Below are 26,963 nucleotides of genomic sequence, written 5' to 3'. Positions count from 1 at the left end.
TTGACCGTCGCAAGGGCGTGAACCATAGCGCGGTGGGTCCGGGCGCAATACACCTAAACCATTACAGAAATATCGGACAGGATACAGCGCGGACAAATACCGCGCGCCATGCTGGCAAAACGTCATGCCGAGGATTAATCTCGCGCGACGCGTATTCAAGCGCTGTACGTCAGCCACCCCGATTGACTGCAAACCGGTCGACAACACACGATTCGCCAAGGAGAGGCAATGCAATCCACGCCACAGCCCGAGGATGACGGGCTTACCATGCAACGGCTGGCCCCCGGCCAATTCGACGTTGTGCTCGGCTCGCATCCTGCCCGGCGAGCTGCCGCATCCGGCAACGGCAACTGGCCGCTGAGTAGCGTTCTGATCTGCCTCGCGCTGCTGATCGCGATTATCTTTCTGATCACGCAAATGTTTCGCACGCCCAAGCCTGCAGCAACGGTCATTCCTGCGCCGCCCATCGCAGAGGTGGTCAGTGAGACTGACCCAGAGCCCGTCGCTCAGGTGCGCAACGTCGAACAAGTGGTTTATATCGCCCCCAAAGTTGAAGTCTCCCAACCCGCCACGGCGCGGCCGCTCGACGCCTGCCTGAAAGACGGCAACGTGATCGACCGGGATGTCATCAATTGCCGCTTCGGTGAAGCTCAGGCCAACGACTCCCAAGCCACTCGACCCCAAGGCATGGTTTCAGATCGTTACATGGCGACCTACAAGGCCGCCGCCGCCAAACCCAAAACCGAGCCCGCGCGGCGCTATGAAGTAGCAGGTGTGTTCATCCGTGAAATAGACGGGCGAAATCGCTATGAAGCCCGCTATCGCATTTCCAACAACCATATTGAAACCAGCAGTGTCTGCATGAACTTCCTGGCCGACAGTGTCGAACACCGTGAATGCCGTCGCGCCGCCGTACCCTACTTCAAAGACATGTGCAGCGACTGGAGCAAACGCGTCACCAAAGATAAGAGCGACAAGAACAAACTGGCGCAAGAGCAGTACTGCACAGCGGCCCGGGATTATTCAGCGTGATGGAAAAACAATTTACGTCACCAGATAGTCATTAGCGCTCCACTGAACATGAAGTAACAACAACAGCGGACGCGTCCACAATCAGTCTTCTAACCTCGTGATTCCTATCCAACAACGAGGTTATAAACATGACAACTTTTACAATTTTCTTTTGCGGCACGGGCTCGACTAAATACGACCATCTGCACAAGAACTACTGGAACGGTGAGCTGGTCGCGACGCTGGCCAATAACATCGACGGTCACGAGTTCGCCGAGTGGATCGTCATTGACGGGCCGGGTAGCGGCAATATGCAGGCCGATGAGCTGTTCACCGAACCCAAAGCATTCGGGTGGACTGGCCCCGCTTTCGGCAAAGGCTGGCACGAGAATGTGCAGCATGCCGTCAACATCATTCAGGGCAAATTCGACTGGCAAAGAACCAAGCTGTCGGAAGCCGATTACCAGCGCCTCAAGCGAGCCGATGTGCCTATTCCCGACGCCCAGGCGCACGGCTCGTGGTTCTGGCGGCAGTACGACTACGGCAATCGCATCAGCCCGCAGGAACTCCAGCAACAGCTGATCAAGAACCTGAGAAAAGGCGGCTTGATCCCAAAGCAAATCAATCTGGTGGGCTGGAGTCGTGGCGGCGTCAGTTGTCACATGCTCGCCAATGCGCTGCTGGCTAATCCGGCCACGCGTCATATACCGGTCAACATATTTGCGGTGGACCCGGTGCCCGGCCCCTTTAATTATCAGCTTGAAAAAGTTTCTCTCGGCAGCAACGTCAAAGAATATGTGGCGTTCTACGCCCGCGACGAACGCTCTAAAGGATTTTCCTGCATCATTCCTAAAACAGCTCCCAAGACCAAAGTCAGCATCTATCCCATGGCCGGACGTCACGCGACGCTGGTGGGTAACGCGTCGCTCTCGGGAGCGAGTGGGCCAGGTGACCTGACAGAGCCTGGTAAGTTGGTGCGGCATTACGCCGAAGTGTGTCTGACCCGATGGGGAACGAAGTTACAAAGAAAACTCAACTTGTCGGCCATCGACATTGGCAAACTGCACCAAAGTATCGTTATGCATGAAGCCAAGTTCATCAAGATGCGAAGCCACTCATACACTGTTTTGGTTGAAGACCACAAAACAGAGCGGTATGTCAGTTATGCCGACAAGGGAACCGGTTTCAGCATGGTAGCGGGAACGCCGTTTAAACCTGCGGAAGGACTGGCGGCGAACCTCGCGAAAGGAGCCAGCGCGTACAAAGATATCTCTTGAGGTTCGATCCACAGCCATAACGCGTCCCGCCGTTCAGGTTTCTGACTGCACGGATCAACGCCAACGCCCTCCTGGCTGAGCGCTGCGCTGGCGAAAAAGAATTCCCCAAGAAACCGCCCCCACTGAGGGCGGTTTCTTCGTTCCGTTTTTTGTCATCGCCTCATTGACCCGCCGGCGCATTCTGCGGTCATAGGAGGCTAGAGTCAGAGACAACCGCAGCGATTACGGACGGAACAACATGCCTCAAGCAGCCCCGCGAACCCATACACGCCTGCTACCGCTGTTACTCGCAGTCACCGCCGCTCTTCTTTCGGGCTGCGGCGATGAAGCCAAGACAGCCGGGACGGCGACCGCAAGTGCGTCGACCCTTCAGAAGAGCATGATTGTCGACGTCAGTGGCGCGCTCAACCTGCACTACGAGGCAAAAGGCGATCAAGTAGCCGTTGGCTTCCTGCCCGGCAAACTGCCCGGCTCCAACTGGCTGACACTCAGCGCGGATCAGGAAGCCGAAGGCGACCGCAATGAGGTGAGCATCGGCCCTATCCTCGGGTTCTCTTTCGACAACCCTGATCAAGAGAAGAAAGCGATCATGTTTCAGGGTGGCCGCGTCGAAGTGGCCCACGATGAAAACAGCGCGTCCTACGACACCGGTTCGTACTATCAGTATTTCGACACGGACAAGGGTGGGGGCAACAGCAACGTCCAGCTCGTCTTCAGCAAAATCGAGAAACTCACCTCCCCCAACAAACTGCTCGACCGCTATCGGTTGATCGGCACGTTCCAGTTCAACGCGGCGCTTTCCCCTGAACAGCCCACCGACGAATGTACTCGGGAAGCCGCTGCGTACGCGGCCGAGCACGGCGAACGCCACCCGGGGTTCGATGCCAAGCTGTGTAATGCGAAGAGCGTTGTGGCGAAGGGCAGCTTCGACATCACCCAGGACTTTCCGGTGACGACGAAGACTGGCGGCTAGCTAGCGCGCAGGTGTAAAAAAACCGCCCCGAAGGGCGGTTTCTTTTTAGCAGGTACCGATCTTACAGCTTCGGGCCCGCTGCCTTGATCGCGTCGCTCACTTCGAACTTCTTGAAGTTCTCGATGAACAGGCCGGCCAGTGCTTTGGCGGCTTCGTCGTACGCCGCTTTGTCAGCCCAGGTGTTGCGCGGGTTGAGCAGTCCGGTTTCGACGCCTGGCACGGAGGTCGGGACGTCCAGGTTGACGGTGTCGAGGTGCTCGGTTTCTGCACCGATCAACGCGCCGCTCTGAATGGCCGCGATGACGCCACGGGTGGTCGGAATGTTGAAGCGTTTGCCAACACCGTAGCCGCCGCCGGTCCAGCCGGTGTTGACCAGGTAGACCTTGGAGCCGAAACCGCGGATGCGCTTGATCAGCAGCTCTGCGTATTCGCCCGCCGGACGCGGGAAGAACGGTGCGCCGAAGCAGGTAGAGAACGTCGACTTGATGCCGGCGCCCGAACCCATTTCAGTGGAACCGACCAGTGCGGTGTAACCCGACAGGAAGTGGTAGGCCGCTTGTTCTTCGCTGAGGATCGACACCGGCGGCAGCACGCCAGTCAGGTCGCAGGTCAGGAAGATCACCGCGTTTGGCTCGCCGCCCAGGTTCTTCTCGGAACGCTTTTCAACGTGCTCGAGCGGGTAAGCGGCGCGGCTGTTCTGAGTCAGGCTGCCGTCGGCGTAGTCGGCATGACCGGCTGCGTCCAGCACCACGTTTTCCAGCACGGCGCCGTGCTTGATGGCCTTCCAGATAACCGGCTCGTTCTTCTCGGAGAGGTCGATGCACTTGGCATAGCAACCGCCTTCGATGTTGAAGACAACGCCTTCGCCCCAGCCGTGTTCGTCGTCACCGATCAGGTAACGGGTCTCGTCGGCGGACAGCGTGGTTTTACCGGTGCCGGACAGACCGAAGAACAGTGTCACGTCGCCGTCTTCACCGATATTGGCCGCGCAGTGCATTGGCAGCACATCGGAAGCCGGCAGCAGGAAGTTCTGCACCGAGAACATGGCTTTCTTCATTTCACCGGCGTAACGCATACCGGCAATGAGGACCTTCTTCTGGGCGAAGTTGATGATGACGCAACCGTCGGAGTTGGTGCCGTCACGCTCAGGCACGCACTCGAAGTTAGCCACGTTGAGCACTTGCCATTCTTCACGGCCGGCCGGGTTGTACTGGGCCGGATTGATGAACAGGCAGCGACCGAACAGGTTCTGCCAGGCAGTCTGCGTGGTCATCTTGACCGCAAGGTAGTGATCTTCGGCGGCGCCTACGTGCACGTGGGAAACGAAGTGTTCCTGAGCGTTGTTGAACGCCTCGACACGCGCCCATAGGGCATCGAACTTGTCGGCCGGGAACTTGCGGTTGATCGGCCCCCAGGCGATCGCAGCCTGGGTGGAGGGTTCGTCTACGATGAAGCGGTCGACAGGCGAGCGGCCTGTGCGGTGGCCTGTTTCCACGACGAGTGCGCCAGTATCGGACAGCACGCCTTCTTCGCGTTTGAGGGCTTCTTTAACCAGATCGTCGACACTGAGATCGGTGTGAACGGCGTTATTGGCTTGCGTCATGAGATTCCCCGTCGGCTCGATGGCCGAGTGCTCCAAACGTTTTGTAGTAGAAAAACCAACACTACTACAGCTAAAAAGTGGCCGGATTATGCCAGAAAAGCCCAAAAAAGGTAGGGCCCTCCTGTCAGAACTACATGAAGAAGAGTCAAGCGGGCCGGGCGGAAAGCTTTCAGCGCAGGACCCGCACTACATTAATGGCGGGTATCGGAAGGGGTATCTACCCCGCCCCCTGCAAACAGCTGCGCTACATCCGTTGCATCGAACAGATAGCGCTGATTGCAGAACTGACAGTCGATCTCCACCGCACCGTGATGCTCGATCACCAACTGCTGTGCATCTTCCAGACCAAGACTGACCAACGCATTGCCAGAACGTTCGCGCGAGCAGCTGCAACGGAACACCAGTGGCTGGACGTCGAACATCCGCACGACGTCTTCGTGGAACAGGCGTTTCAACACGGTTTCGTTGGTCAGGCTGAGCAGTTCTTCGGCGGTCAGGGTGTCAACCAGCACATTGACATGCTGCCAGCTGGCTTCACGCTCATCCTGATCTTTCAGCTTCTCAGCCGGCAGTTGTTGCAGCAGCAGCCCACGTGCGCGTTTGCCGTCGGCCTTGATCCAGAAACGCGTCGGCAATTGCTCCGACATCACAAAGTATTCGGACAGGCAGGCCGACAGGTCGACGCCGTCCAGGCCCACGATGCCCTGATAGCGTTTGCCCTGACGCGGGTCGATGGTCATGGTCAGGTCGCCATCGGGCATCAGGTCGAGCAGCGTGGCGTCCGGCTTCACCAAGGCCTCGTCGTAACGCGCAATCCCGCGCAGTTCACGCTCGCTGGAGCACTCGACCATCAGCAACGACACCGGTCCAAGGGACCGAGCCTGTAGAACCAGCAGGCCGTCGAACTTCAGCGTGCCCACCAACAGCGCAGCGGCGGCGAGCATTTCGCCGAGCAACTGAGCCACTGGCTCGGGATACGGGTGCTTGGCAAGGACCTCGGCGTAGCTGCGCTCAAGGGCCACGAGCTCGCCGCGCACGTCGCTCTCGTCAAAGATGAAACGCTGGGTGTAATCGGTATCCGCAAAGTCTGACATAGGAGAAGGTATCTGAATGGATGACAAAATGATGACAAGCGCCTATAAAGCGCGGTTTCGCACCGCTTGGTGCACTGCCATGCCGATGGGGGCATTTTATGGACTATCCCGCATTGTTCCAACCCAAGTGGAACGCCAAAAAATTCCTGCTGTGTAATCTGGTGGCGCTGGGCCTGCTACTGCTGTGGGTGTGGCCCACGGGACACGCGGCTTTCACGCACTTCGACGAAGGCCTGTTTCACTTGCTGAACCGCCCGCTTGAGCAAAACAAGGCGTGGCTGTGGGTCTGGACGATTGCCAGCATGCGACCCTTCGACATCGTCGTCGGCCTGATTCTGCTCACGCTGCTCATAAAGGGCGACTGGGTGTTCAAATCCTTGCAAACGCGTGCCGCGCTGATCGGCTTTGTGCTCACGCTGATCCTGCTGCTGATCATCCGCACGGTGTTTTCCAAAATCATCGACCACAGCGCGCTGCAACATGACAGCGCGTCAGTGATGATCCCCGATGCCATCAAGCTCAGCGACATATTCCCGGAGCTGGAGGACAAGTGGCAGCTCAAGGATCGTTCCAGCCAGAGCTTCCCGGGCGACCACGCTTCGGTGCTGCTGATCTGGGCGATGTTCATGAGCGTCTACAGCCGCACAGTCGGCCAGCGCGTGGTCATCTGGGCCCTGGCGTTTCTGTTCATGATGCCGCGCCTGGTCGCCGGGGCCCATTGGGGTCAGGACGACTACATTGGCGGTGTAATGATCGCATTGCTCGCGCTGGGCTGGAGCTGCTACACCCCGTTCGTGGCCACCGTTACCGGGGTTCTGTTTCGACTGACGGCACCAGTCTTCAACGTGATGGGCCGCCTGCCGCTGCTCAAATGCCTGAGCATCATGAAGCAGGGCTCTCATTTGTAAGCTGCCTGTTGCTACAGAGCAGTCCGGGGTCGATCAATGCGCGATCCCGGAAAGCGGCGAGATCGTCAGTCGTCACCCGAACGAAAATGAAACAATTGCCGACGCTGCTTTTTGGTCGGCCTGCCGTCAGTGGTCACGCCCAGGCTTCCGGCCTTGCGCATCTCGGCGGCTTGCTCGCGTTTGGCGAGGCTCTCCGGGGTTTCGCTGTACAGCAACTGCGCCTCGGGGGCGCCACGGCGGACAATCGACAACGCCTGGACCACAACGGTCCGCTCATCGAAACCCGCTCTGATCTGGAACTCGTCCCCTACCCGCGGCTCTTTCCCCGGCTTGCAACGCTCGCCGCGGCAATGAACCTTACCGCTTTCAATGGCGGCTTTTGCCAGCGCACGCGTCTTGAAGAAACGCGCCGCCCAAAGCCATTTGTCCAGACGGACTTTGTCGTCCTCGTCTGACTTCTGTGTCATCTGAATTCCTCAATCGTGTAATGGTCAGAATCGTACTACGTCACGCCGGGGACGCAGTAACCGCCACCCTCGTTTACACTGCCCACCAGACTAAAGCGCCGGCTTCAGGAGAACGACGTGACAGACTTCCCAACGTCATTGACTGGTGGGTGCCAGGGCTGCAGAGAAAGCTCCGCACTGGATTTCGAATTTGAATTCGCCTATCAGCCCATCGTGGACGTCCGCGACCGCTCGGTATTCGCTCACGAGGCGTTGGTACGAGGCGTCAACGGCGAGGGTGCCCTGTCTGTCCTGAACCAGATCGACGACACCAACCGTTACCGTTTCGATCAATTGTGCCGAACCCGCGCGATTTCAACTGCCGCCCGGCTGGGAATGGACGAATACCTGTCGATCAACTTCCTGCCCAACGCGGTGTATCGCCCCGACCTGTGCATTCGCAGCACCCTTGAAGCGGCCCGCGCCCACAACTTTCCGCTGGACCGGTTGATCTTCGAGACCGTCGAAACCGAGCACGTCTGCAGCAACAGCCACCTGACCAACATTCTTCGGGAGTACCGCCAGTTCGGCTTCAAGACCGCCATCGACGACTTTGGCGCCGGGCACTCCGGACTCACCCTCCTCGCCGACTTTCAGCCTGACCTGATCAAGCTCGACATGGCCCTGGTGCGCAACGTCCATCTGGACCCTGCACGGCAGGCCATCGTGCGCGGCATTGTCACAATGTGTACGGACCTGAACGTTACAGTGATCGCCGAAGGCATCGAAGATGCGGGCGAACGGGACTTCCTCGCCGACTGCAACATTTACCTCATGCAGGGCTACTGGTTCGCCAAGCCTGCATTCCAGGCGCTGGCGCACATCGATGCCGGCGCCTGGCAGAACGTGTAAACGAACGGAACCGATTTGAAAACATTTGACCATCTGACAGTCATCGGCCTGCGCGAATGGGTGGCTTTGCCCCATCTGGGCGTCGCCGGGCTGCGCGCAAAAATCGACACCGGTGCCAGCACTTCCAGCCTGCACGCGACAGAAATAGAGCCGTTCGAACGGGACGGTGAGAAATGGGTGCGCTTCAACGCTCATCTGGGGACGGTGGTGCAGCTGCGTCACCGTCGCTGTGAGGCTCAATTGGTGGCGATGAAAACCATCAAAAGCTCCAACGGCCACGCCCAGGTTCGCTACGTTATTCGTACGACGCTGGCGCTGGGGGACAGGGTCTGGCCGGTGGAATTCACGCTGGCCTGCCGCAAGGCCATGCGCTACCGGCTGCTGCTGGGTTCCAAAGCCCTGATTGACGGCCAGTTGGTGGTCAATCCGGGTGTGACATATATTCAGGACAAGCCGGTGTTCCCGGCTTCAAATCTCTCTGCCACAGGTGCTGCATGAAGATCGCTGTGCTTTCGCGAAACCCGCGTCTGTATTCAACTCGTCGTCTGGTCGAAGCTGGAATCCAGCGCGGCCATGAGGTCGTGGTGGTCGATACCCTGCGCGCCTATATGAACATTGCCAGTCATAAGCCGCAGATCCACTACCGAGGAAAACCCCTGGAAGGCTTTGATGCGGTGATACCCCGCATCGGCGCCTCCGTGACCTTCTACGGCTGCGCCGTGCTGCGTCAGTTTGAAATGATGGGCGTGTTCCCGCTCAACGAATCCGTCGCCATCGCGCGCTCCCGCGACAAGCTGCGCTCGCTGCAGCTGTTGTCACGTCGAGGCATTGGCTTGCCCGTCACCGGCTTCGCCCACTCACCGGATGACATCCCTGACCTGATCCAGATGGTCAACGGCGCGCCTCTGGTAATCAAGGTGCTCGAGGGGACGCAAGGTATTGGCGTGGTGCTGTGCGAAACCGCGACCGCGGCCGAATCCGTGATTGAGGCCTTCATGGGGCTGAAACAGGACATCATGGTGCAGGAGTACATCAAAGAAGCCGGTGGCGCCGATATCCGCTGCTTCGTGGTGGGTGACAAGGTCATTGCGTCGATGAAGCGCCAGGCGAAACCGGGGGAGTTCCGCTCCAACCTGCATCGCGGCGGCACCGCCAGCCTCATCAAGATCACCCCGGAAGAGCGCATGACAGCCATTCGCGCGGCCAAGGTCATGGGCCTGAGTGTGGCAGGCGTCGATATCCTGCGTTCCAACCACGGGCCACTGGTGATGGAGGTGAACTCATCGCCAGGTCTTGAAGGCATTGAAACCACCACCGGCAAGGATGTCGCGGGGATAATCATCGAGTACATCGAGAAAAACGGCGGGCCGCACATGACCCGCACCAAAGGCAAAGGATAACCCCCAAGCCCGTCTCTGCACGGAGGCTATGGTCGCGAGTACCCCACCCGCCCACGGCCTCCAGGCAGAATCACGAACGAATCAATCGGCATCCCGCGGCAGCAACAACCCCAACGGCAGGCGAACTCTGGCCTCCAGCCCGCCTCCCGAACGATTACGCAGCTCGACATTACCGCCGTGCATTGCGGCAATGCGCTTGACGATCGCCAGGCCAAGCCCTGTCCCCTTGCCGCTTCTGGCGCGGTCACCACGGATGAAGGGATTGAAAATACCTTCCAGCTCCGACGGATCGATCCCCATGCCCCTGTCCAGCACACTCAGCACCACGTAGGGCGCGCCGCTGTCGCCGGAAACATAGGCCGCGACTTCAACCCCGTCACCGGCATGGTGCATCGCATTGCCAATGAGGTTGTTGAGCAAACGTTTCATGGAAACCCGTCGCAACGGGAAAGGCGGAATGGACTCCAGGCACAGCCGTACTTGCTCCACCGGGTTGTTGTACGGCGCGACGACTTCATGGACCAGCTCGACCAGATCGACTTCTTCGACCTCTTCATCACGCCCGTCCCGGATGAATGCCAGGAATTGATCGAGGATCGCGTCCATGTCTTCGATGTCGCGAACCATGCCTTCCATGAACTCGTTATTGGTCGGCATCAGCTCAAGGGACAGACGCAGCCGGGTCAGCGGCGTCCGCAAATCGTGAGACACCCCGGCCAGCATCAGTTCGCGCTCCTGCCCGGCCTGCTCCACGTCTTCGGCCATCTGGTTGAACGCGCGGTAGACCTCGGTTATCTCGCTGGGCGTGTCACCCACCGGCAAACGCACGCTGCGGCCCTGGCCCAATTGGCGGGCCGCAAACACCAGGCGCTTGAGCGGCTGATTGAGCTGGCTGACGAAGATCCAGGCCGAGGCCGTCGAGAGTAATCCGATCGCCAGGAACCAGCCCAGCACGCTCCAGATTTTCTGCCCGCGCAACGGATGCGGGTACAGCGGCACTTTCAGCCAGCCATCGCCAAGACTCGGCGCCCTCACCCATAGCGCGGGGGGCGCGTGGACACGCAGGCGCACCTCGGTGTCCGCGCCCAGCTCATCCTGCATCTGCCGTTGGTAGATTTCGGAGTACGGCCAGTGCTGCTCGCCTTCCGGTACACCACCGCCCACCACGCGGATCAGTCCGGCGGCGTCAGCGATGGTCTGCCGGTCACTCTCATCGGCCGCCCAGTAAGCCCGCAAAGTGAGTGCAACGCCGTGGCTGTATTGACGATCGACCAGAACATCCTCGTTCATCAGCAAATAGACGAGGGTCAGCGCCTTCGAAAACAGCACGACAATGAGCACCAGCCACAGGGTGCGGGAGAAAAAACTTTGCGGGAACCAGAGCGGTGTCTTCATAACAGCAGCTACACACTTTGCGGAAGCGAGCCGGGCTCGCGAATTTGCGGAACACATGACACAGCAAAAACCAGTCACGCCAATGGCCGCTTTCGCGAACATCGAGGTGACTGGCTAACGTAGGCGGGCGTGAGACAGGCCCGGCAGGTTACCGTCGAACTTGCTGTTACTGCTTGTTGGCACCGTCTGGCACGAAAACATAACCCACTCCCCAGACCGTCTGAATGTAACGCGGCTTGGCAGCGTCCACTTCAATCAGACGGCGCAGACGGGAGATCTGGACATCGATGGAGCGCTCCAGAGCGTCCCACTCACGGCCCCGAGCCAGGTTCATCAGCTTGTCTCGCGTCAGCGGCTCACGGGCGTGCATGACCAATGCCTTCAACACGGCGAATTCACCGGTCGTGAGCATGTGCACTTCGTCGCCACGCTTGAGCTCGCGGGTGGCGAGGGACAGAGCGTAGTCGCCAAAGGTGACGGTTTCGTCTTCCGTGGCAGGCGCGCCAGGTACGGGTGCGGATTGACGACGCAGCACAGCGCGAACGCGGGCCATCAGTTCGTCAGGGTTGAAAGGTTTTGCGAGGTAGTCATCAGCGCCGAGCTCGAGGCCCTTGATGCGACTGAGCTCGTCGCCCTTGGCGGTGAGCATGATGATAGGGACTTGATTGTTCGCGGCGCGCAGGCGGCGGCAGGCGGACAGCCCGTCTTCGCCCGGCAGCATCAGGTCCAGCACCACGAGGTGAAACACTTCGCGCGCCAGCAGCCGATCCATTTGCTCCACGTTGGGCACAGCCCGGGCGCGGTAGCCCTTGCTGTTGAAAAAGCGTTCTAGCAGGCTGCTCAAGCCCGGGTCATCGTCAACGATGAGGATTTTCTCGCCTTCAGCCGTTTGTGCAGTGCTGCTCATTGGAAGCTCCTTTGATCTCGGCGCGCATTATGGCGTAGCTGCAGTGATGCGCACCGTGTGCATTGTTAGCAGATTTTTCCTGAATCCACATGGGTGCTCTCGTTGAGTCACTTAAGGCTGATTCACGGCGGCTACGCGGGCTGAAACCGGCGTATCGACCGGGCAATCCCCTATTCAAGGCTCACTGGGTATAATGCGCCGCCCTCAAGGTCAGGCAACGCTCGTTCAAGGCGGTTCGCCAGCCGCTGATTTTATGCACACACATTTGCCAGGTGGTTTTATGGACAGTATCAACAGCCGCATCGCCGAGGAACTCGGCGTCCGCCCGCAACAGGTCGAAGCGGCCGTCGCGCTACTGGATGAAGGCTCAACGGTGCCTTTCATCGCTCGTTACCGCAAGGAAGTCACTGGCAGCCTCGATGACACGCAGCTGCGTCATCTGGAAGAGCGCCTGCGCTACCTGCGCGAACTCGACGAGCGCCGCATCAGCATCCTTGCCAGCATCGAAGAGCAAGGCAAGCTGACCCCTGAACTGGCGCGCGACATCAAGCTCGCCGACACCAAGACCCGCCTTGAAGACTTGTATCTGCCGTACAAGCAGAAGCGCCGCACCAAAGGCCAGATCGCGCTGGAAGCCGGCCTGGGCGAGCTGGCCGACGGGATCTTCAACGACCCGACGCTTACTCCCGAAGCCGAAGCCGCGCGATTCGTCGATGCCGAGAAAGGCTTCGCCGACGTCAAGGCCGTGCTCGAAGGCGCCAAATACATTCTGATGGAGCGCTTTGCCGAAGACGCGACGCTGCTGGAGAAGCTGCGCAGCTTCCTCAAGCACGAAGCCGTGATCAGTGCCCGGGTGGTCCCGGGTAAAGAGGAAGAAGGCGCCAAATTCCGCGATTACTTCGAACACGACGAGCCGCTCAAGAGCATGCCGTCGCACCGCGCGCTGGCGATCTTTCGGGGTCGCAACGAGGGCGTGCTGAGCTCGGCGCTGAAAGTCGGGGAAGAATTGCCCGGCACCCTGCACCCCTGCGAAATGATGATCAGCGAGCGCTTCGGCCTGCAGAACCAGAACCGCCCTGCAGACAAGTGGCTGGCCGAAGTCGTGCGCTGGACCTGGAAGGTCAAGCTGTACTCCAGCCTCGAAACCGACCTGCTCGGCGAGCTGCGCGAAGGTGCCGAGACCGAAGCGATCAACGTATTCGCTCACAACCTGCACGACCTGTTGTTGGCCGCGCCAGCAGGACCCCGCGCAACGCTGGGCCTCGACCCGGGCCTGCGCACCGGCTGCAAGGTCGCCGTGGTCGACAGCACCGGCAAACTGCTGGACTACGCCACGGTCTACCCGCACGTACCAAAAAACCAGTGGGATCAGACGATCGCCGTGCTGGCAGCCCTGTGCGCCAAGCATTCCGTTGACCTGATCGCGATCGGCAACGGCACCGCAAGCCGCGAAACCGACAAGCTAGCCGGCGATCTGATCAAAAAGTATCCAGGTCTGAAGATGACCAAAGTCATGGTCTCTGAAGCCGGCGCTTCGGTGTACTCGGCTTCGGAACTCGCTGCCAAGGAATTCCCGGACCTCGACGTTTCGATCCGTGGCGCGGTGTCCATCGCCCGCCGCTTGCAGGACCCGCTTGCCGAACTGGTGAAAATCGACCCGAAATCCATTGGTGTTGGCCAGTACCAGCATGACGTCTCACAACTCAAACTCGCCCGCGGCCTCGACGCGGTGGTAGAAGACTGCGTGAACGCCGTGGGTGTGGATGTGAACACCGCCTCCGTGGCCCTGCTGGCGCGGATTTCCGGCCTGAACACCACGCTGGCGCAGAATATCGTTTCCCACCGCGACCAGAATGGCGCGTTCAAGACCCGTGCGGCGCTGAAGAAAGTCCCGCGCCTGGGCGAGAAAACCTTCGAACAGGCCGCAGGCTTTCTGCGCGTCATGAACGGTGACAACCCGCTGGACTCGTCCGCCGTTCACCCTGAGGCGTACCCCCTGGTGCAGCGCATTGCCGCCCAGACCGATCGCGACATCCGCTCGCTGATCGGCGATGCAGGCTTTCTGAAGCGTCTCGACCCGAAGAAATTCACAGACGAAACCTTCGGCCTGCCGACCGTCACCGACATCCTTCAAGAACTGGAAAAACCGGGCCGCGATCCGCGTCCGGGATTCAAGACCGCTGAGTTTCAGGACGGCGTTGAAGACTTGAAGGACCTTCAGCCGGGCATGATCCTCGAAGGCGTAGTCACCAACGTTACCAACTTTGGTGCGTTCGTTGATATCGGCGTGCATCAGGACGGTTTGGTGCACATCTCTGCGCTTTCGGAGAAATTCATCAAGGACCCTCGCGAAGCGGTCAAAGCCGGCGATGTGGTGAAGGTCAAGGTGATGGAAGTGGACATTCCGCGTAAGCGCGTCGGTCTGTCGATGCGCATGAGCGACACGCCGGGCGAGAAAGTCGACGGCGCTCGCGGTGCCCGTCCTGGTGCGGCGCCGCGCCAGCAGCACAGCAATGCCCCCCGTAAGGAAGCCCCCACCCCGGCGCCGAGCAACAATCCGATGGCGTCGCTGTTCGCCAACGCCAAGCAATTGAAGAAGCGCTGATGGATATCCCTGATGAATTGACTCAGAGCGCCTACTTCAAGACGCTCGGCTGCCGGGTGGTGCAGTTGAATGAAGGTGTCGCCGTCGTGGCCTTGCCGCTGGAGCCGCACCTGCGCAATCGCGGCAATGTCATGCACGGCGGCGCGCTGTTCAGTCTGGTAGACATCACCATGGGGCTGGCCTGCTCCAGCACCCACGGCTTCGACAAGCAAAGTGTCACCGTGGAATGCAAAATCAATTACATGCGTGCTGTGGCCGAGGGTGAAGTCATCTGCACCAGCACCGTGCTGCATGCCGGACGCCGAACCCTGGTGGTCGAAGCCGACGTTCGCCAGAACGACAAGCTGGTTGCCAAAGCGCAGGGCACGTTTGCGATCGTCTAGCTGTCCGATAGCGTTATGAGTTAATTTCGGCACTGTTCAGCAGTGTCGAAATTATCTGATTTCCTTGTAGGAACGATCAGCGACGGGCATCGGCGTTAGGGCCATCGACGAGGCGAAAACGCCAGTTCCTTTCTTCACCCTTGTAGACCGCCATATCGCCCCCATATAGGGCCGACTGACGCGTGAAGGATTCCAACTTGAGCGAACTTCTCAACCGCCGCCTGACTCTGCTTGGCGAGCACTCCAACCTCTCCCTTCTGGAGAAGTGCTTGCACGGCATCGAGCGTGAATGCCTGCGCGTTACGGGCGAAGGCCGTCTGGCACAAACCCCGCACCCTGAAGCCCTCGGCGCGGCGCTGACCAACGAGCAAATCACCACCGATTACTCCGAGTCGCTGCTGGAGTTCATCACTCCCGCCCTGGCCGACCCTGCTCAAACGCTGGAAAGCCTGGATAAAATCCATCGCTTCGCGTACAGCAAACTGGGCAGCGAATACATCTGGAGCCCTTCGATGCCGTGCCCGCTGCCGGCCGAAGCAGATATTCCGATCGCCTATTACGGCACCTCCAACATCGGCAAGCTCAAGTACGTCTACCGTCAGGGCCTTGCCTTGCGTTACGGCAAAACCATGCAGTGCATTGCCGGCATTCACTACAACTTCTCGCTGCCCGAAGCCATCTGGCCCGTGCTCAAGCAAGACGCGAAATTCGAAGGCGATGACCGCGATTTCCAGTCCGAGAGCTATATCGGCCTGATTCGCAACTTCCGTCGTTACAGCTGGCTGCTGATGTACCTGTTCGGCGCGTCGCCGGCGCTGGATGCCAGTTTCCTGCGCGGCCGCTCGCATCAGCTTGAGCAATTTGACGCCGAAACGCTGTATCTGCCGTACGCGACCAGCCTGCGGATGAGCGATCTGGGTTACCAAAGCAACGCCCAGGCGGACCTGACGCCCTGCTACAACGACCTGCTGACGTACACCGATAGCCTGCGCCGCGCGGTGGCAACGCCCTACGCGCCTTACGTCGAAATCGGCACGCACAAGGATGGCGAGTGGATTCAGCTGAACACCAACGTGCTGCAGATCGAGAACGAGTACTACTCGACGATCCGCCCGAAACGCGTCACCTATTCCGGTGAGCGTCCGATTCAGGCGCTCGTCGCGCGCGGGGTGCAGTACGTGGAAGTCCGTTGCCTGGACATCAACCCGTTCCTGCCGGTGGGCATCGACCTTGAGCAATCGCGCTTCATCGATGCGTTCATTCTGTATTGCGCGCTGCACGACAGCCCGCAGCTGGCGAGCAACGAGTGCGGCAACGCCAGCACGAACTTCCTGACCGTGGTCAAGGAAGGTCGCCGTCCCGGCCTGCAACTGAACCGCAACGATACGACGATCGACTTGAAAGTCTGGGCCAACGAGATGCTGGACACGATCAGGCCGATCTGTGAACTGCTCGATGCCAGCCAGGGCACGGATCAGCACGTCAAATCGCTGGACGCTCAGCGCGCGAAAGTGGCGGACGCCTCCCTGACGCCTTCGGCACAGGTGCTGGCGGCCATGACCGAGCACAAGGAAGGCTTCACGGCCTTCTCGCTGCGCCAGTCACAGGTTCACGCTGATCATTTCCGCAGCAATCCGCTGAGCGCAGAGGACCAGACGCATTTTGAGAGCAAGGCGCGTGAGTCCCTGGCTCAGCAAGCGGAGCTGGAACAGACCGAAGAGAAAGTGGATTTCGACACGTTCGTGGGTGCGTATCAGGCGAGCATTCTGGCGATCAGCAACTGACGCCAGACCCGTTGCAAACGGTGGGACGACCGGGGTGGCGCTCCACCTTGCTCGCGAAAGCGGTGTCTCAGGCGAGGGAGATGTATCGTCTGACCTGCCCCTTCGCGAGCAAGCTCGCTCCCACAAGGGTTGTATCGAACCGAAAATGCGCGTCAGGCTTCAGGCCCTGACGCGCTTCGCTTAGATCGCCTTCTCGAAAATCTTCGAATTACGCTGGTAGTTGTACAGTGACGCACGTGCGCTGGGCAGGCGATCGACGCTGCTGGCCTCGAAACCGCGCTCCTGGAACCAGTGCGCCGTACGCGTGGTGAGGACGAACAGGGTTTTCAGACCCAGCGCCCGGGCGCGTTCTTCGATGCGTTCAAGCAGCTCGTCGCCGCGCCCGCCGTGGCGATACTCGGGATTCACTGCCAGACATGCCAACTCACCCGCGTCGGAATCGGCAATCGGGTACAGCGCCGCGCAGGCGATGATCAGGCCTTCGCGCTCAACCACGCTGAACTGCTCGATTTCCCGCTCCAGCACTTCCCGCGACCGACGCACCAGGATGCCCTGCTCTTCCAACGGCGTGATGAGGTCGATGAGCCCGCCGACATCGCCGATCGACGCTTCGCGCACCAGCTCGAACTGCTCCTGGGCCACCAGTGTCCCGCCGCCGGCTCGGGTGAACAGCTCGGAGAGCAGCGCGCCGTCTTCGGCATAGCTGACGATATGGCTGCGCGCCACACCACCGCGACAGGCCTGGGCCGCGGCATCCAGCAGTTCCGCCTGGTAGTTGCTGCCCAGGCGCTGTAGGTGCGCGGGGACCTGTTGTGGACGCAGCTCACGGACCAATCGGCCCTGCTCGTCCAGCAAGCCTGACTCGGCGCCAAACAGCAGCAGCTTTTCCGCCCCCAGATCAATGGCCGCGCGCGTCGCGACGTCTTCGCAGGCCAGGTTGAAGATCTCGCCGGTGGGCGAGTAACCCAGCGGTGAAAGCAACACGATGGAGCGTTCGTCGAGCAGCCGGCTAATACCCTTGCGGTCGATACGGCGCACTTCGCCGGTGTGCTGGAAATCGACGCCCTCGAGGACGCCGATCGGGCGCGCCGTGACGAAGTTGCCACCGGTCACGCGCAACCGCGAGCCCTGCATCGGCGAAGCGGCCATGTCCATCGACAAACGCGCCTCGATGGCAATTCGCAGGGCGCCGACGGCGTCGATCACGCATTCAAGGGTGGCGAAATCAGTCACGCGCATGTCGTGATGGAAATGCGGCGTCAGGCCACGGGCCTGCAAGCGGCTTTCGATCTGCGGGCGGGAGCCGTAAACCAGCACGAGGCGCACGCCGAGGCTGTGCAGCAACACGAGGTCGTGGACGATATTGCCGAAGTTCGGGTGCGCCACGCCATCGCCCGGAAGCATAACGACGAAGGTGCAATCCCGGTGGGCATTGATGTAGGGAGACGCGTGGCGGAGCCAATTGACGTAATCGGGCATATCCGAAAGGAGCCTGTAGTGGATGGACGAAGGGGTGGAAGCACTCAAGACGGCATGAGCGTTATCGTCGGAACAGGCATCGCAACACGCGTACTCTCCTTTTCGGGTAATTCTCAGACAGGCCCTGACTCAACCAGCACGTGGGCGCATTCAAGGGCACTCAAGGGGTAGCCAGGCAGTAATTTTCGATCAATTGACGTAACAGACGCACTGTAGGCTGCAAACGTGACATTTCAAGATACTCACCGGGCTGGTGCGCACAGGCAATATCCCCGGGCCCCATCACGATGGTTTCACAACCAAGGCGCTGAAGATAAGGCGCTTCGGTGCCAAATGCCACTGCTTCGGCCGCATGACCGGTCAGACGCTCCGCGATTCGCACCAGTTCCGCATCGGCCCGTTCTTCAAAGGGAGACACCTCCGAAAACAGCGGCGCGTAGTCGATCTGTACTTGGTGCAGTTCGGCGACGGGCTGCAGTTTCTGCCGGATCGCGGCGCGCAGCACCTCGGGGTCCATCCCCGGCAGCGGGCGCAGGTCGAACTCCAGCGAGCATTGCCCGCAGATGCGGTTCGGGTTGTCGCCGCCATGGATGCAACCGAAGTTCAGGGTGGGTTGAGGCACGCTGAACTGCGGATTGCGGTATTGCTCCTGCCACTGTCGGCGTAGGCCTTTCAGTTCGCCAATGGCGTCGTACATGGCTTCCAGGGCGCTACGCCCCAGGCTCGGGTCAGAGGAGTGACCGCTGCGGCCGAGAATCTCGATGCGCTCCATCATCACGCCTTTGTGCAGGCGGACCGGCTTGAGGCGAGTCGGCTCGCCAATAACCGCCGCGCGGCCGAGCACGCCGCCCGCCGCAGCCAATGCCTTGGCACCAGCCATGGAGCTTTCTTCATCGCAGGTCGCGAGGATGATCAGCGGCTGTTTGAACGGCTGATCGAGCAGCGGCTGAAGCGCCTCAATGGCCAACGCGAAGAAGCCCTTCATGTCGCAGCTGCCCAGTCCTACCCAATTGCCGTCGACTTCGGTCAGTTTCAGCGGATCGGTCTTCCACAGCGCATCGTCGTAAGGGACCGTATCGCTGTGGCCCGCGAGCACCAACCCGCCGGGGCCGGTGCCATACGTTGCCAGCAGATTGAATTTGCCAGGGCTCACGTGCTGGATGTCGCAGGCAAAACCCAGATCGCCCAGCCAACCTGCCAGCAGATCAATGACGGCGCGATTGGACTGGTCGAGCGCGGGCTGCGTACAGCTCACAGACGGCGCGGCGATCAGGGCGGCGAACTGGTCTTTCATGGACGGCAACGGCATAGGCGACTCCGGTAATGGGGTACGACACGCCGGCCATCATAGGTCGATTGGCCCGCATGAATAAACTGTCACGGTTGATGTCCTGTACACTGCACGGCCCACGCAGCTGTGTCGATTCCGGCTGCGACCCCGTTATCAGCGATAGAGCGTTTGGATTCTCCGGCCATGCAGAAAGAAACCGAAATCAAACTCCGCGTCAGCCGCGAAACCCTCATAGCCCTGCGCGAGCACCCGTTGCTGAAGAAGCGCAACAAGAGCGGCTGGGAGCGGTTGGAGCTGTTCAATCAGTACTTCGACACCCCCGAGCGCGAGCTGGCCCATGCCAAGGTTGCGCTGCGCCTGCGCCGCGACGGCGACGCAATCATTCAGACCCTCAAGACCCGCGGCCAGAGCGTGGCGGGCCTGTCCGAGCGTAACGAATACAACTGGGATGTACCCAAAGCCAAATTGGACCTGAAGAAGCTCGACGGCGAATGCTGGCCCGAGCAACTGGCAGATCTGGACAAGAAAACCATCAAGCCGGTGTTCACCACTGATTTCGTCCGCGAGAAAGCGGAAATCGCCTGGGGCCGTGGCAAGACCAAGGTGGTGATCGAAGCGGCGCTGGACCTGGGCAAGGTCGTCGCCGGCAAGCAGCAGGAAGAAATCTGCGAGCTGGAGCTTGAACTGCGCGAAGGCGACCCTGCTGCGCTGCTGGAATTGGCTGCAGAGCTGGCCGAGAAGCTGCCGCTGATGCCCTGCGATATCAGCAAGGCCGAACGTGGCTATCGCCTGTTCGACGCCAGCAGCTACTCGATCAAGTTGCCGTCACCCGAGCTGCATGGCGAACTCTCCGTAGACGACGCGTTCAGCGCCATCGCCTGGTTCCTGCTCGGCAGCAGCCAGCGTCTGGCCGAGCAGTACCGTTTCAACGGTCACTGGAGCCTGTTGCAGGAATGGGTCGAAGTGCTCGCTGAATTGCGCGCTCTGGCCGGCAGCCTCGGTCAGGCCGCTCCGCGCGCCACGACCCATGACCTGCGCGCCGCGCTGGACGCTTTGCTGGAAGACTGGCGCACGCTGGTGCTGGCTGGCCAGGAAGACGGCGACGTACGCGCCGCCGCCCATGAGCAGTTCATCGAAGAATTGCAGGACACTCGCTGGGGTCTGTTCTCGCTGACCACCTCGCGCTGGTTGATGGCGCACAGCTGGACGGTGGAGCGCAACAACCGTGGCAATCGTCAGGGCCACGCGATGCTCAGCAGCTGGGTACCGCGTTTCCTGTGTGACGAAGCCACCGCGCTGAACCTGCCGCGCTACCAGCAGCAGCCGGAAGATCTGGCCGAGCAACTGCCACGCATCGAACGCCTTCAGGTCTGGCTGCATTACGCCCGCCAGGCCCTCGACCTGCCTGAGCTGGATCGCTTGTACGGCGAGTTGAACAAGCTAGAGCAACTGGCGCACCTGGACATCACCGACGAAATCCTCGATGCCCGCGTCCAGCAAACCATCACCGTGCTGCAAAGCCGGGCGTGGAAGACATTGTTGAAATTGTAAGGCGCTGGCAGTAGGACCGGCTGACGCTGTTTTGGTAGGACCGGCTTCAGCCGGGAAGAGGCCAGTGGCCGCACCTTAATTTTTGTGGTGTGTCCACCGGCGCCTTCCCGGCTGAAGCCAGTCCCACTAAAGGCACGCGGCGTGTCAGTAGGACTGGCTTTAGCTGGGAAGTGGCCAGTAACAGCACCCTCAATTTTTGCAGTGTGCCTACCGACGCCTTCCCGGCTAAAGCCAGTCCTACGAAAGGCATGCGTGTGTCAGTAGGACCGGCTTCAGCCGGAAAGTGGCCAGTGGCCGCCCCTCAGTTTTTGCAGTGTGCCTACCTACGCTTTCCCGGCTAAAGCCAGTCCTACGAAAGGCACGCGGTGTGTCAGTAGGACCGGCTTTAGCCGGGAAGAGGCCAGTAACAGCACCCTCAATTTTTGCAGTGTGCCTACCTACGCTTTCCCGGCTAAAGCCAGTCCTACGAAAGGCATGCGTGTGTCAGTAGGACCGGCTTCAGCCGGGAAGTGGCCAGTGGCCGCCCCTCAATTTTTGTGGTGTGCCTACCTACGCCTTCCCGGCTGAAGCCGGTCCCACTAAAGGCAAGCGGTCCTACGAAAGGCATGCGTTGTGTCAGTAGGACCAGCTTCAGCCGGGAAGAGGCACCCTATCGGCCAATCGGCAAGCTCGTCGTCGATTTGATCTCAGACAGCGCCACTGTCGAGTTCACTTCCTGAATGCCCGGTACCAGCGAGAGCTTTTCGAAGAAGAATCGCTCATACGCCTCGATATCCGGCGTGACGATGCGCAGCAAAAAGTCCACCGACCCCATCAGCACATAACACTCCAGCACTTCGGGAAAGCCACGGATCGCTTCGGTGAATTCAGTGAAATTGGACCGACCGTGGGCGTTGAGCTTTACCTCTGCAAAAATCTGCGTATTCAGGCCAATCTTCTTGCGATCCAGCAGCGTCACCTGCCGCCGGATCACGCCCTCCTCCTTGAGCCGCTGGATCCGCCGCCAACAAGGAGACTGCGACAGGCCGACCTGCTCGGCAATCTGCGCGCTGGACAGCGACGCATCCTCCTGCAGCAGCGCCAGAATCTTCCGGTCGTAGGCATCCAGCTCGATTTGCATAGTCAATTCCTGAAAGCAGTCCAGTGCACATAAACAAGTCCCATATAGCCTAATACAGCGCATCTTCGATCAGAAATTTCTTTTCCCGCGTGTAAAACTTTCTGCCAATCAACGTCATTGCAACGACGAGGTCGTCAGGAGATTCCCATGCCGCATTTCGAACCCGCCAGCCCCGCCCCCTTTCGCCACGATGCCTGGTCTGTCGGCAACGCTCACTGCCTGTCGCGCTATCAAATCCTTGCCGAGGCAGAAGCTGACGTACTCTGCCGGCTGCTCAACCTGTTCGCGATGCAGTACCTGATCCCCCAACAGGTCAGCGTGCTGCAGCAGGACGGCATGCTGATGGTGAATGTCGAGGTGGGCGGCATGACGTGGCACCGCGCTCAGGTGATTGGCGAAAAAATGCGCAACCTGATCAGTGTTTGCTCGGTCGAACTTGAACCCATGGGTGATTTGCACGTCGTAACCGAGGTTGTCTCACTTGCCGCCAGTTGAGCGCACCGAAAATATTGGCAACGCTTCGCTACCGGCAGGGCGTCACAACTGGCACGCTTGGGACTACTCTTGCTCATCACCGAAGTAAGCCGTCTCGTCCGAAGGAGCCCGCATGTCCGTCCTCGCCTCATCATCTCAGGACCGCTGGCTGGATCTGAACGAAGTATTGCGTGACCTCGTCGCGCAGGGATACCTCGACCAGGACAACGCCGAATATGCGCTCACGCTGCGCCGAGCCGCGCAGAATCTCCACGCCCACCCACTCGAACTCATCGCCACCCAGCAGTTCGATAACCACAAGCGGCCCGGCAAAAAACTCGACCTCGAGACCCTCACTGCCTGGCTGGCTGAGCAAGCCGGCCAGCCGTATCTGCGCATCGATCCGCTGAAGATCAACGTCGCCGCCGTCACGCCGTTGATGTCCTACGCCTTCGCCCAGCGCCACAAGATTCTCGCGGTGGATGTCGATCGCGACGCGGTGACCATCGCCAGCGCCCAACCGTACGTGAGTGCGTGGGAAGCCGATCTGACCCACGTACTGAAGATGCCGATCAAGCGCGTCGTCGCCAATCCCGTCGACGTGCAGAAACTGGCCGTGGAGTTTTACCGGCTGGCGAAATCGGTCAGCGGCGCGAGTGCCAGCGATCAGAAAATCAGCAACATGGGTAACTTCGAACAGCTGCTCAAGCTCGGCGCCAGCGATCAGGAGCCGGACGCCAACGACGCGCACATCGTCAATATCGTCGACTGGTTGTTCCAGTACGCCTACCAGCAGCGGGCGAGCGATATTCACATCGAGCCCCGCCGCGACGCCGGTACTGTCCGCTTCCGCATCGACGGCGTGCTGCACAACGTGTATCAATTCCCGCCGCAAGTGGCGATGGCCGTCACCAGCCGCCTGAAAAGCCTGGGCCGCATGAACGTGGCCGAGAAGCGCAAGCCGCAGGACGGCCGGGTGAAGACCAAAACGCCTGACGGTGGCGAGGTGGAGCTGCGGCTGTCGACGCTGCCCACGGCCTTCGGCGAAAAGATGGTCATGCGGATTTTTGACCCGGAAGTGCTGCTCAAGGACTTCGACCAGCTCGGATTCTCCGGCGATGACCTGCGTCGCTGGGAGGGCATGACCCGACAGCCCAACGGCATCATTCTGGTGACCGGCCCGACCGGTTCCGGCAAGACCACCACGCTGTACACAACGCTGAAGATGCTGGCGACGTCGGAGGTGAACCTCTGCACCATCGAGGACCCGATCGAGATGGTGGAGCCGGCATTCAATCAGATGCAGGTGCAGCACAACATCGACCTGACCTTTGCCAGTGGTGTCCGCGCGCTGATGCGGCAAGACCCGGACATCATCATGATCGGCGAGATTCGCGACCTGGAGACCGCAGAAATGGCGATCCAGGCGGCGCTGACCGGTCACTTGGTGCTGTCGACGCTGCACACCAACGACGCGCCCAGCGCCATCAGCCGTCTGCTGGAGCTGGGCGTGCCGCATTATCTGCTCAAGGCGACGATCCTCGGCGTGATGGCGCAACGTCTGGTGCGGACGCTGTGCCCGCACTGCAAGGCGCCGATCGAAATGGATGAGGTCGACTGGCAAACCCTGACGCGGCCTTGGCAGGCGCCCGTGCCAAGCGGCGCGCACCGGGCAGTGGGTTGCGCGGAGTGCCGCGACACGGGTTATCGCGGGCGTGCGGGGGTGTACGAGATCATGCTGATGTCCGACGCCGTGAAGTCGCTGATCACGGCGGACCTGGACCTGACGGCGTTGCGTCGCCAGGGCTTCAAGGACGGCATGCGCAGCCTGCGGTTGTCCGGCGCGCAAAAGGTCGCGGCAGGGCTGACGACGGTCGAAGAGGTGCTGCGTGTGACACCGCAGAGCGAGCAGCGTTAGTTACTGGTCCGGCACCCCGAAATCCAGCACGACTTTCATCGCTTGCTGCTTGTCCCCGGCCAGCTCGAACGCCTGGACCGCGTCGTGAAACGCGAGGGTGTGGGAGATCACTGGCGTGACGTCGATGACTTTGCGATTGAGCAAGTCCACCGCCTGGGCGAATTCGGGGTGGAAGCGAAAGGTGCCGCGCAGGTCGATTTCCTTGCCCACCACCAGATTCAGCGGAATCGCCACATCGCCACCGAGCCCGACCGTCACCACAATCCCGCGCGGGCGCATGCAGGTCAGGCCATCGCGCAAGGCGTGGGCGCTGCCGGAGGCCTCGAACATCACGTCGAAATAACCCTTGTCGGCGGTATAGCGCGCCAGTGCTTCGGGCTCGTCGCGCAGGTTGTGGGTTTCGCTGGCGCCCATGCGCCGCGCGCATGCCAGCGCGCTGTCGCTCAGGTCTGCGGCAATGATCTGCAACGCACCCGCCGCGCGCAGGCTGCCGATCAGTAAGTTGCCGATCGGGCCGCAGCCGGTCACCAGCACGCGCTTGCCGAACACGCCGCCGGCGCGCTGGATCGCGTGAAGCCCGACCGACAAAGGCTCGGCCAGTGCGCCTTCAGCCAGCGTAGTGGTCGGCGCCAGCACATGAGCCTGGCTTGACTCGATCACCAAGTGCTCGCGAAACGCGCCCTGAATGTGCGGAAACGGCATCGCGCTGCCGTAAAAACGCATGTTCAGGCAATGGTTGGGCAGGCCTTCGTGACAGTATTTGCAGTCTCCGCACGGCCGTGACGGTGACACGGAGATCCGTTGCCCGACGCTGAAAGCACTCTGCGCGTCGCCGACCTCCTCGATAACCGCCGAGATTTCATGGCCGAGGACCATCGGCTCTTTCAGCCGAACCGCGCCGAAACCGCCGTGCTGGTAGTAGTGAAGGTCCGAGCCGCAGATACCGCCGCGAGCAACGCGAACCCGCAACTGGCCGGCAGAAAGCGGCAATGCTTCGTTGCCGGGCTCGACACGCAGGTCTTTCGCGGCATGGCAGACAATCGCTTGCATGGTCATTCTCCGGATTACAGCGATGCCGTGATGGCACCGTCGACGTAAAGGATGTGGCCGTTGACGAAGCTGGCCGCGTCAGAAGCCAGAAACACCGCCGCGCCTGCCAGTTCAGACACTTCGCCCCAACGGCGGCTCGGCGTCCGCTGCACCAGCCAGTCGCTGAATTCGGCGTTGGCCACCAGCGCAGCGTTCAGTTCGGTCTTGAAGTAGCCCGGCCCGATTCCGTTGACGTTGAGGCCGAACGGGCCCCAGTCGATCGCCATGCCCTTGGTCAGCATCTTCAGCGCGCCCTTGCTTGCCGTGTACGGCGCAATACCCGGGCGGCCCATCTCGCTCTGCACCGAACAGATGTTGATGATGCGCCCGCGCCCACGGGGGATCATGCAGCGCGCGACCGCTTGACCGACGAAGAACGCGCTGTCGAGGTTGGTGCGCATCAGCTCGTGCCAGTCCGCTTCGGCGAACTCCGCCAGCGGCCCGCGCCGCTGGATGCCCGCGTTGTTGACCAGGATTTCCAGCGGCCCGACGCGCGCCTCGATGTCCTGAACCGCAGCGGCGACCGCCGCGCTGTCCGTCACATCAAAACGCTGGGTGTGAACCGCATGCCCCTCGGCCGTCAACGCTTGGCCGGCCGAATGCAATGTCTCGGCGCTGCGGCCGTTGAGCACGACGGTGGCGCCCGCTTCGGCCAGGCCTCGCGCGATCGCCAGTCCGATGCCTGCGCTGGAGCCGGTGATCAGGGCCACCCTGCCGTCGAGACGAAAACTTTCCAGAACAGCCATGACGCTCTCCTATTGTTTTTGTGGCGTGAAGCTCGATTGGCTGCGCCAGCTGATCTTCCTGTCAGATACGGAAGGTTCGCTGCGCAGAGTGCAGTCACCTTACTCTGCCCGATCAACTTCCCACCGTCATCAACGGTGACTCCATGAACGTTGATGAACTCCAGGAACCGGGCATTTTTGCAGAGCGGGGTGCTATGACCCCCTGTGGGTGGGGAACTAGAACGGGAGATGGCGTATCAAATCGTTTCAGAACAAACCAACATCGGAGTACCCGTCATGCGTCTTAAACTTGCTGTAGCCACGTTAGCCTTGCTTTCCCTGCCGGTCGGTTCAGCAATGGCCGACGGTTTTCTGCGGGATGTGCTTTCGTCTGGTGCCACAACCGGCTCCACCTACCTCACCTTTCGTCACCACAAGCTGATCGTCGCGGCGCAAGACGACGCTGGCAGCTTCGTGGCCAGCAACGGCGAAATCCGTGGCCCGTACCTTGAAGCGGCTATGGATCAAGTGCGCAAAGATAACCCGGCCCTGAAGGCATCGGACATGGACCTGGCAAACGCCATCCTGGCGAAGAATCTGGTTGCCGAGCAATAAGTC

General features: G+C 60.6%; 24 protein-coding genes. 14 read left to right on the top strand and 10 right to left on the bottom strand.

Annotated elements, in window-relative coordinates; genetic code table 11:
- Positions 1-228 precede the first annotated feature (228 nt).
- The 3 genes from IFT99_RS05465 to IFT99_RS05455 all read left to right on the top strand — a co-directional run bounded on the left by IFT99_RS05465 (position 229) and on the right by IFT99_RS05455 (position 3,261).
- A complete protein-coding gene (locus IFT99_RS05465) occupies positions 229-1,032 on the top strand; it encodes a hypothetical protein (RefSeq protein WP_192130723.1) in 804 nt (267 codons plus the stop codon).
- 128 nt (positions 1,033-1,160) lie between these two features.
- Complete coding sequence (locus IFT99_RS05460; protein ID WP_192130722.1) at positions 1,161-2,288, top strand: hypothetical protein; 1,128 nt, start codon at positions 1,161-1,163, stop codon at positions 2,286-2,288.
- Positions 2,289-2,526: 238 nt separating this feature from the next.
- Positions 2,527-3,261: a hypothetical protein gene (locus IFT99_RS05455; protein ID WP_192130721.1), complete on the top strand. Its 735-nt coding sequence runs from the start codon at positions 2,527-2,529 to the stop codon at positions 3,259-3,261.
- A gap of 61 nt (positions 3,262-3,322) precedes the next feature.
- Here IFT99_RS05455 and IFT99_RS05450 read toward each other — a convergent pair whose 3' ends face one another.
- Positions 3,323-4,864: a phosphoenolpyruvate carboxykinase gene (locus IFT99_RS05450; protein ID WP_065987432.1), complete on the bottom strand. Its 1,542-nt coding sequence runs from the start codon at positions 4,862-4,864 to the stop codon at positions 3,323-3,325.
- Between the two features lie 191 nt (positions 4,865-5,055).
- Positions 5,056-5,958, bottom strand: coding sequence for an Hsp33 family molecular chaperone HslO (gene hslO, locus IFT99_RS05445; protein WP_065987433.1), 903 nt, complete (start codon positions 5,956-5,958; stop codon positions 5,056-5,058).
- A 98-nt stretch (positions 5,959-6,056) separates the two neighbouring features.
- On the opposite strand from hslO, the gene IFT99_RS05440 reads away from it, so the two are divergent.
- A complete protein-coding gene (locus IFT99_RS05440; RefSeq protein ID WP_192130720.1) occupies positions 6,057-6,866 on the top strand; it encodes a phosphatase PAP2 family protein in 810 nt (269 codons plus the stop codon).
- 65 nt (positions 6,867-6,931) lie between these two features.
- Here the strand turns inward: IFT99_RS05440 and IFT99_RS05435 are convergent, their stop codons facing one another.
- Positions 6,932-7,333, bottom strand: a complete 402-nt coding sequence (locus IFT99_RS05435) for an RNA-binding S4 domain-containing protein (RefSeq protein WP_065987435.1) — start codon at positions 7,331-7,333, stop codon at positions 6,932-6,934.
- 117 nt (positions 7,334-7,450) lie between these two features.
- Between IFT99_RS05435 and rimA the strand changes: the two genes are divergently transcribed.
- The 3 genes from rimA to rimK are packed head-to-tail and all read left to right on the top strand — an operon-like array spanning position 7,451 to position 9,624.
- The gene (rimA, locus tag IFT99_RS05430) at positions 7,451-8,224 is read left to right on the top strand and encodes a S6 modification regulatory phosphodiesterase RimA (protein WP_192130719.1); all 774 of its coding nucleotides are present in this window, start codon (positions 7,451-7,453) and stop codon (positions 8,222-8,224) included.
- A 15-nt stretch (positions 8,225-8,239) separates the two neighbouring features.
- Entirely contained in the window at positions 8,240-8,722 is a 483-nt protein-coding gene (gene rimB / locus IFT99_RS05425; RefSeq protein ID WP_065987437.1) for a retropepsin-like aspartic endopeptidase RimB, read from the top strand.
- Positions 8,719-9,624 (top strand): 30S ribosomal protein S6--L-glutamate ligase, encoded by a 906-nt coding sequence (gene rimK, locus IFT99_RS05420; RefSeq protein WP_065987438.1) that lies wholly within the window; start codon positions 8,719-8,721, stop codon positions 9,622-9,624. The genes rimB and rimK overlap by 4 nt, the downstream gene beginning before the upstream one ends.
- A gap of 81 nt (positions 9,625-9,705) precedes the next feature.
- Here the strand turns inward: rimK and IFT99_RS05415 are convergent, their stop codons facing one another.
- Together IFT99_RS05415 and ompR are read right to left on the bottom strand one after the other, a co-directional pair.
- Positions 9,706-11,019: an ATP-binding protein gene (locus IFT99_RS05415; protein ID WP_065987439.1), complete on the bottom strand. Its 1,314-nt coding sequence runs from the start codon at positions 11,017-11,019 to the stop codon at positions 9,706-9,708.
- Positions 11,020-11,185: 166 nt separating this feature from the next.
- Positions 11,186-11,926, bottom strand: coding sequence for an osmolarity response regulator transcription factor OmpR (gene ompR, locus IFT99_RS05410; protein ID WP_065987440.1), 741 nt, complete (start codon positions 11,924-11,926; stop codon positions 11,186-11,188).
- 280 nt (positions 11,927-12,206) lie between these two features.
- Between ompR and IFT99_RS05405 the strand changes: the two genes are divergently transcribed.
- From IFT99_RS05405 to gshA, 3 genes are all read left to right on the top strand, one after another.
- On the top strand, positions 12,207-14,531 hold the full coding sequence (locus IFT99_RS05405; protein WP_192130718.1) for a Tex family protein: 2,325 nt from the start codon (positions 12,207-12,209) through the stop codon (positions 14,529-14,531).
- On the top strand, positions 14,531-14,914 hold the full coding sequence (locus IFT99_RS05400) for a PaaI family thioesterase (protein ID WP_065987442.1): 384 nt from the start codon (positions 14,531-14,533) through the stop codon (positions 14,912-14,914). Before IFT99_RS05405 ends, IFT99_RS05400 begins: the two co-directional genes overlap by 1 nt.
- 197 nt (positions 14,915-15,111) lie before the next feature.
- Positions 15,112-16,698, top strand: a complete 1,587-nt coding sequence (gene gshA, locus IFT99_RS05395; protein WP_192130717.1) for a glutamate--cysteine ligase — start codon at positions 15,112-15,114, stop codon at positions 16,696-16,698.
- Positions 16,699-16,878: 180 nt separating this feature from the next.
- Here gshA and argA read toward each other — a convergent pair whose 3' ends face one another.
- Both argA and argE read right to left on the bottom strand, forming a co-directional pair.
- Complete coding sequence (argA, locus tag IFT99_RS05390) at positions 16,879-18,177, bottom strand: amino-acid N-acetyltransferase (protein WP_065987444.1); 1,299 nt, start codon at positions 18,175-18,177, stop codon at positions 16,879-16,881.
- Positions 18,178-18,337: 160 nt separating this feature from the next.
- Positions 18,338-19,486 (bottom strand): acetylornithine deacetylase, encoded by a 1,149-nt coding sequence (argE, locus tag IFT99_RS05385; RefSeq protein ID WP_192130716.1) that lies wholly within the window; start codon positions 19,484-19,486, stop codon positions 18,338-18,340.
- A gap of 165 nt (positions 19,487-19,651) precedes the next feature.
- Between argE and IFT99_RS05380 the strand changes: the two genes are divergently transcribed.
- Positions 19,652-21,019, top strand: coding sequence for a CYTH domain-containing protein (locus IFT99_RS05380; RefSeq protein ID WP_192130715.1), 1,368 nt, complete (start codon positions 19,652-19,654; stop codon positions 21,017-21,019).
- A 649-nt stretch (positions 21,020-21,668) separates the two neighbouring features.
- Here IFT99_RS05380 and IFT99_RS05375 read toward each other — a convergent pair.
- Positions 21,669-22,139, bottom strand: coding sequence for an Lrp/AsnC family transcriptional regulator (locus tag IFT99_RS05375; protein WP_065987447.1), 471 nt, complete (start codon positions 22,137-22,139; stop codon positions 21,669-21,671).
- 147 nt (positions 22,140-22,286) lie between these two features.
- On the opposite strand from IFT99_RS05375, the gene IFT99_RS05370 reads away from it, so the two are divergent.
- Both IFT99_RS05370 and IFT99_RS05365 read left to right on the top strand, forming a co-directional pair.
- Positions 22,287-22,634 carry a hypothetical protein gene (locus IFT99_RS05370; protein ID WP_192130714.1) on the top strand — a complete coding sequence of 116 codons (348 nt, stop codon included), beginning with the start codon at positions 22,287-22,289 and terminating at the stop codon, positions 22,632-22,634.
- A 112-nt stretch (positions 22,635-22,746) separates the two neighbouring features.
- Positions 22,747-24,531 (top strand): GspE/PulE family protein, encoded by a 1,785-nt coding sequence (locus IFT99_RS05365; protein ID WP_065987449.1) that lies wholly within the window; start codon positions 22,747-22,749, stop codon positions 24,529-24,531.
- Here IFT99_RS05365 and IFT99_RS05360 read toward each other — a convergent pair whose 3' ends face one another.
- A complete protein-coding gene (locus IFT99_RS05360; protein WP_192130713.1) occupies positions 24,532-25,581 on the bottom strand; it encodes an L-idonate 5-dehydrogenase in 1,050 nt (349 codons plus the stop codon).
- Positions 25,582-25,595: 14 nt separating this feature from the next.
- Positions 25,596-26,366: a glucose 1-dehydrogenase gene (locus IFT99_RS05355; protein WP_192130712.1), complete on the bottom strand. Its 771-nt coding sequence runs from the start codon at positions 26,364-26,366 to the stop codon at positions 25,596-25,598.
- Between the two features lie 276 nt (positions 26,367-26,642).
- Here IFT99_RS05355 and IFT99_RS05350 point away from each other — a divergent pair, with 276 nt between their 5' ends.
- Entirely contained in the window at positions 26,643-26,960 is a 318-nt protein-coding gene (locus IFT99_RS05350) for a DUF2388 domain-containing protein (protein WP_065987516.1), read from the top strand.
- Positions 26,961-26,963 lie beyond the last annotated feature (3 nt).

The organism is Pseudomonas sp. CFBP 8772 (genome assembly GCF_014841665.1).
GTDB classification, from domain to species: Bacteria; Pseudomonadota; Gammaproteobacteria; order Pseudomonadales; family Pseudomonadaceae; genus Aquipseudomonas; species Aquipseudomonas graminis_B.
Note: the sequence above shows the minus strand (reverse complement) of the source record. Positions and strands in the feature narration are given on the sequence as shown.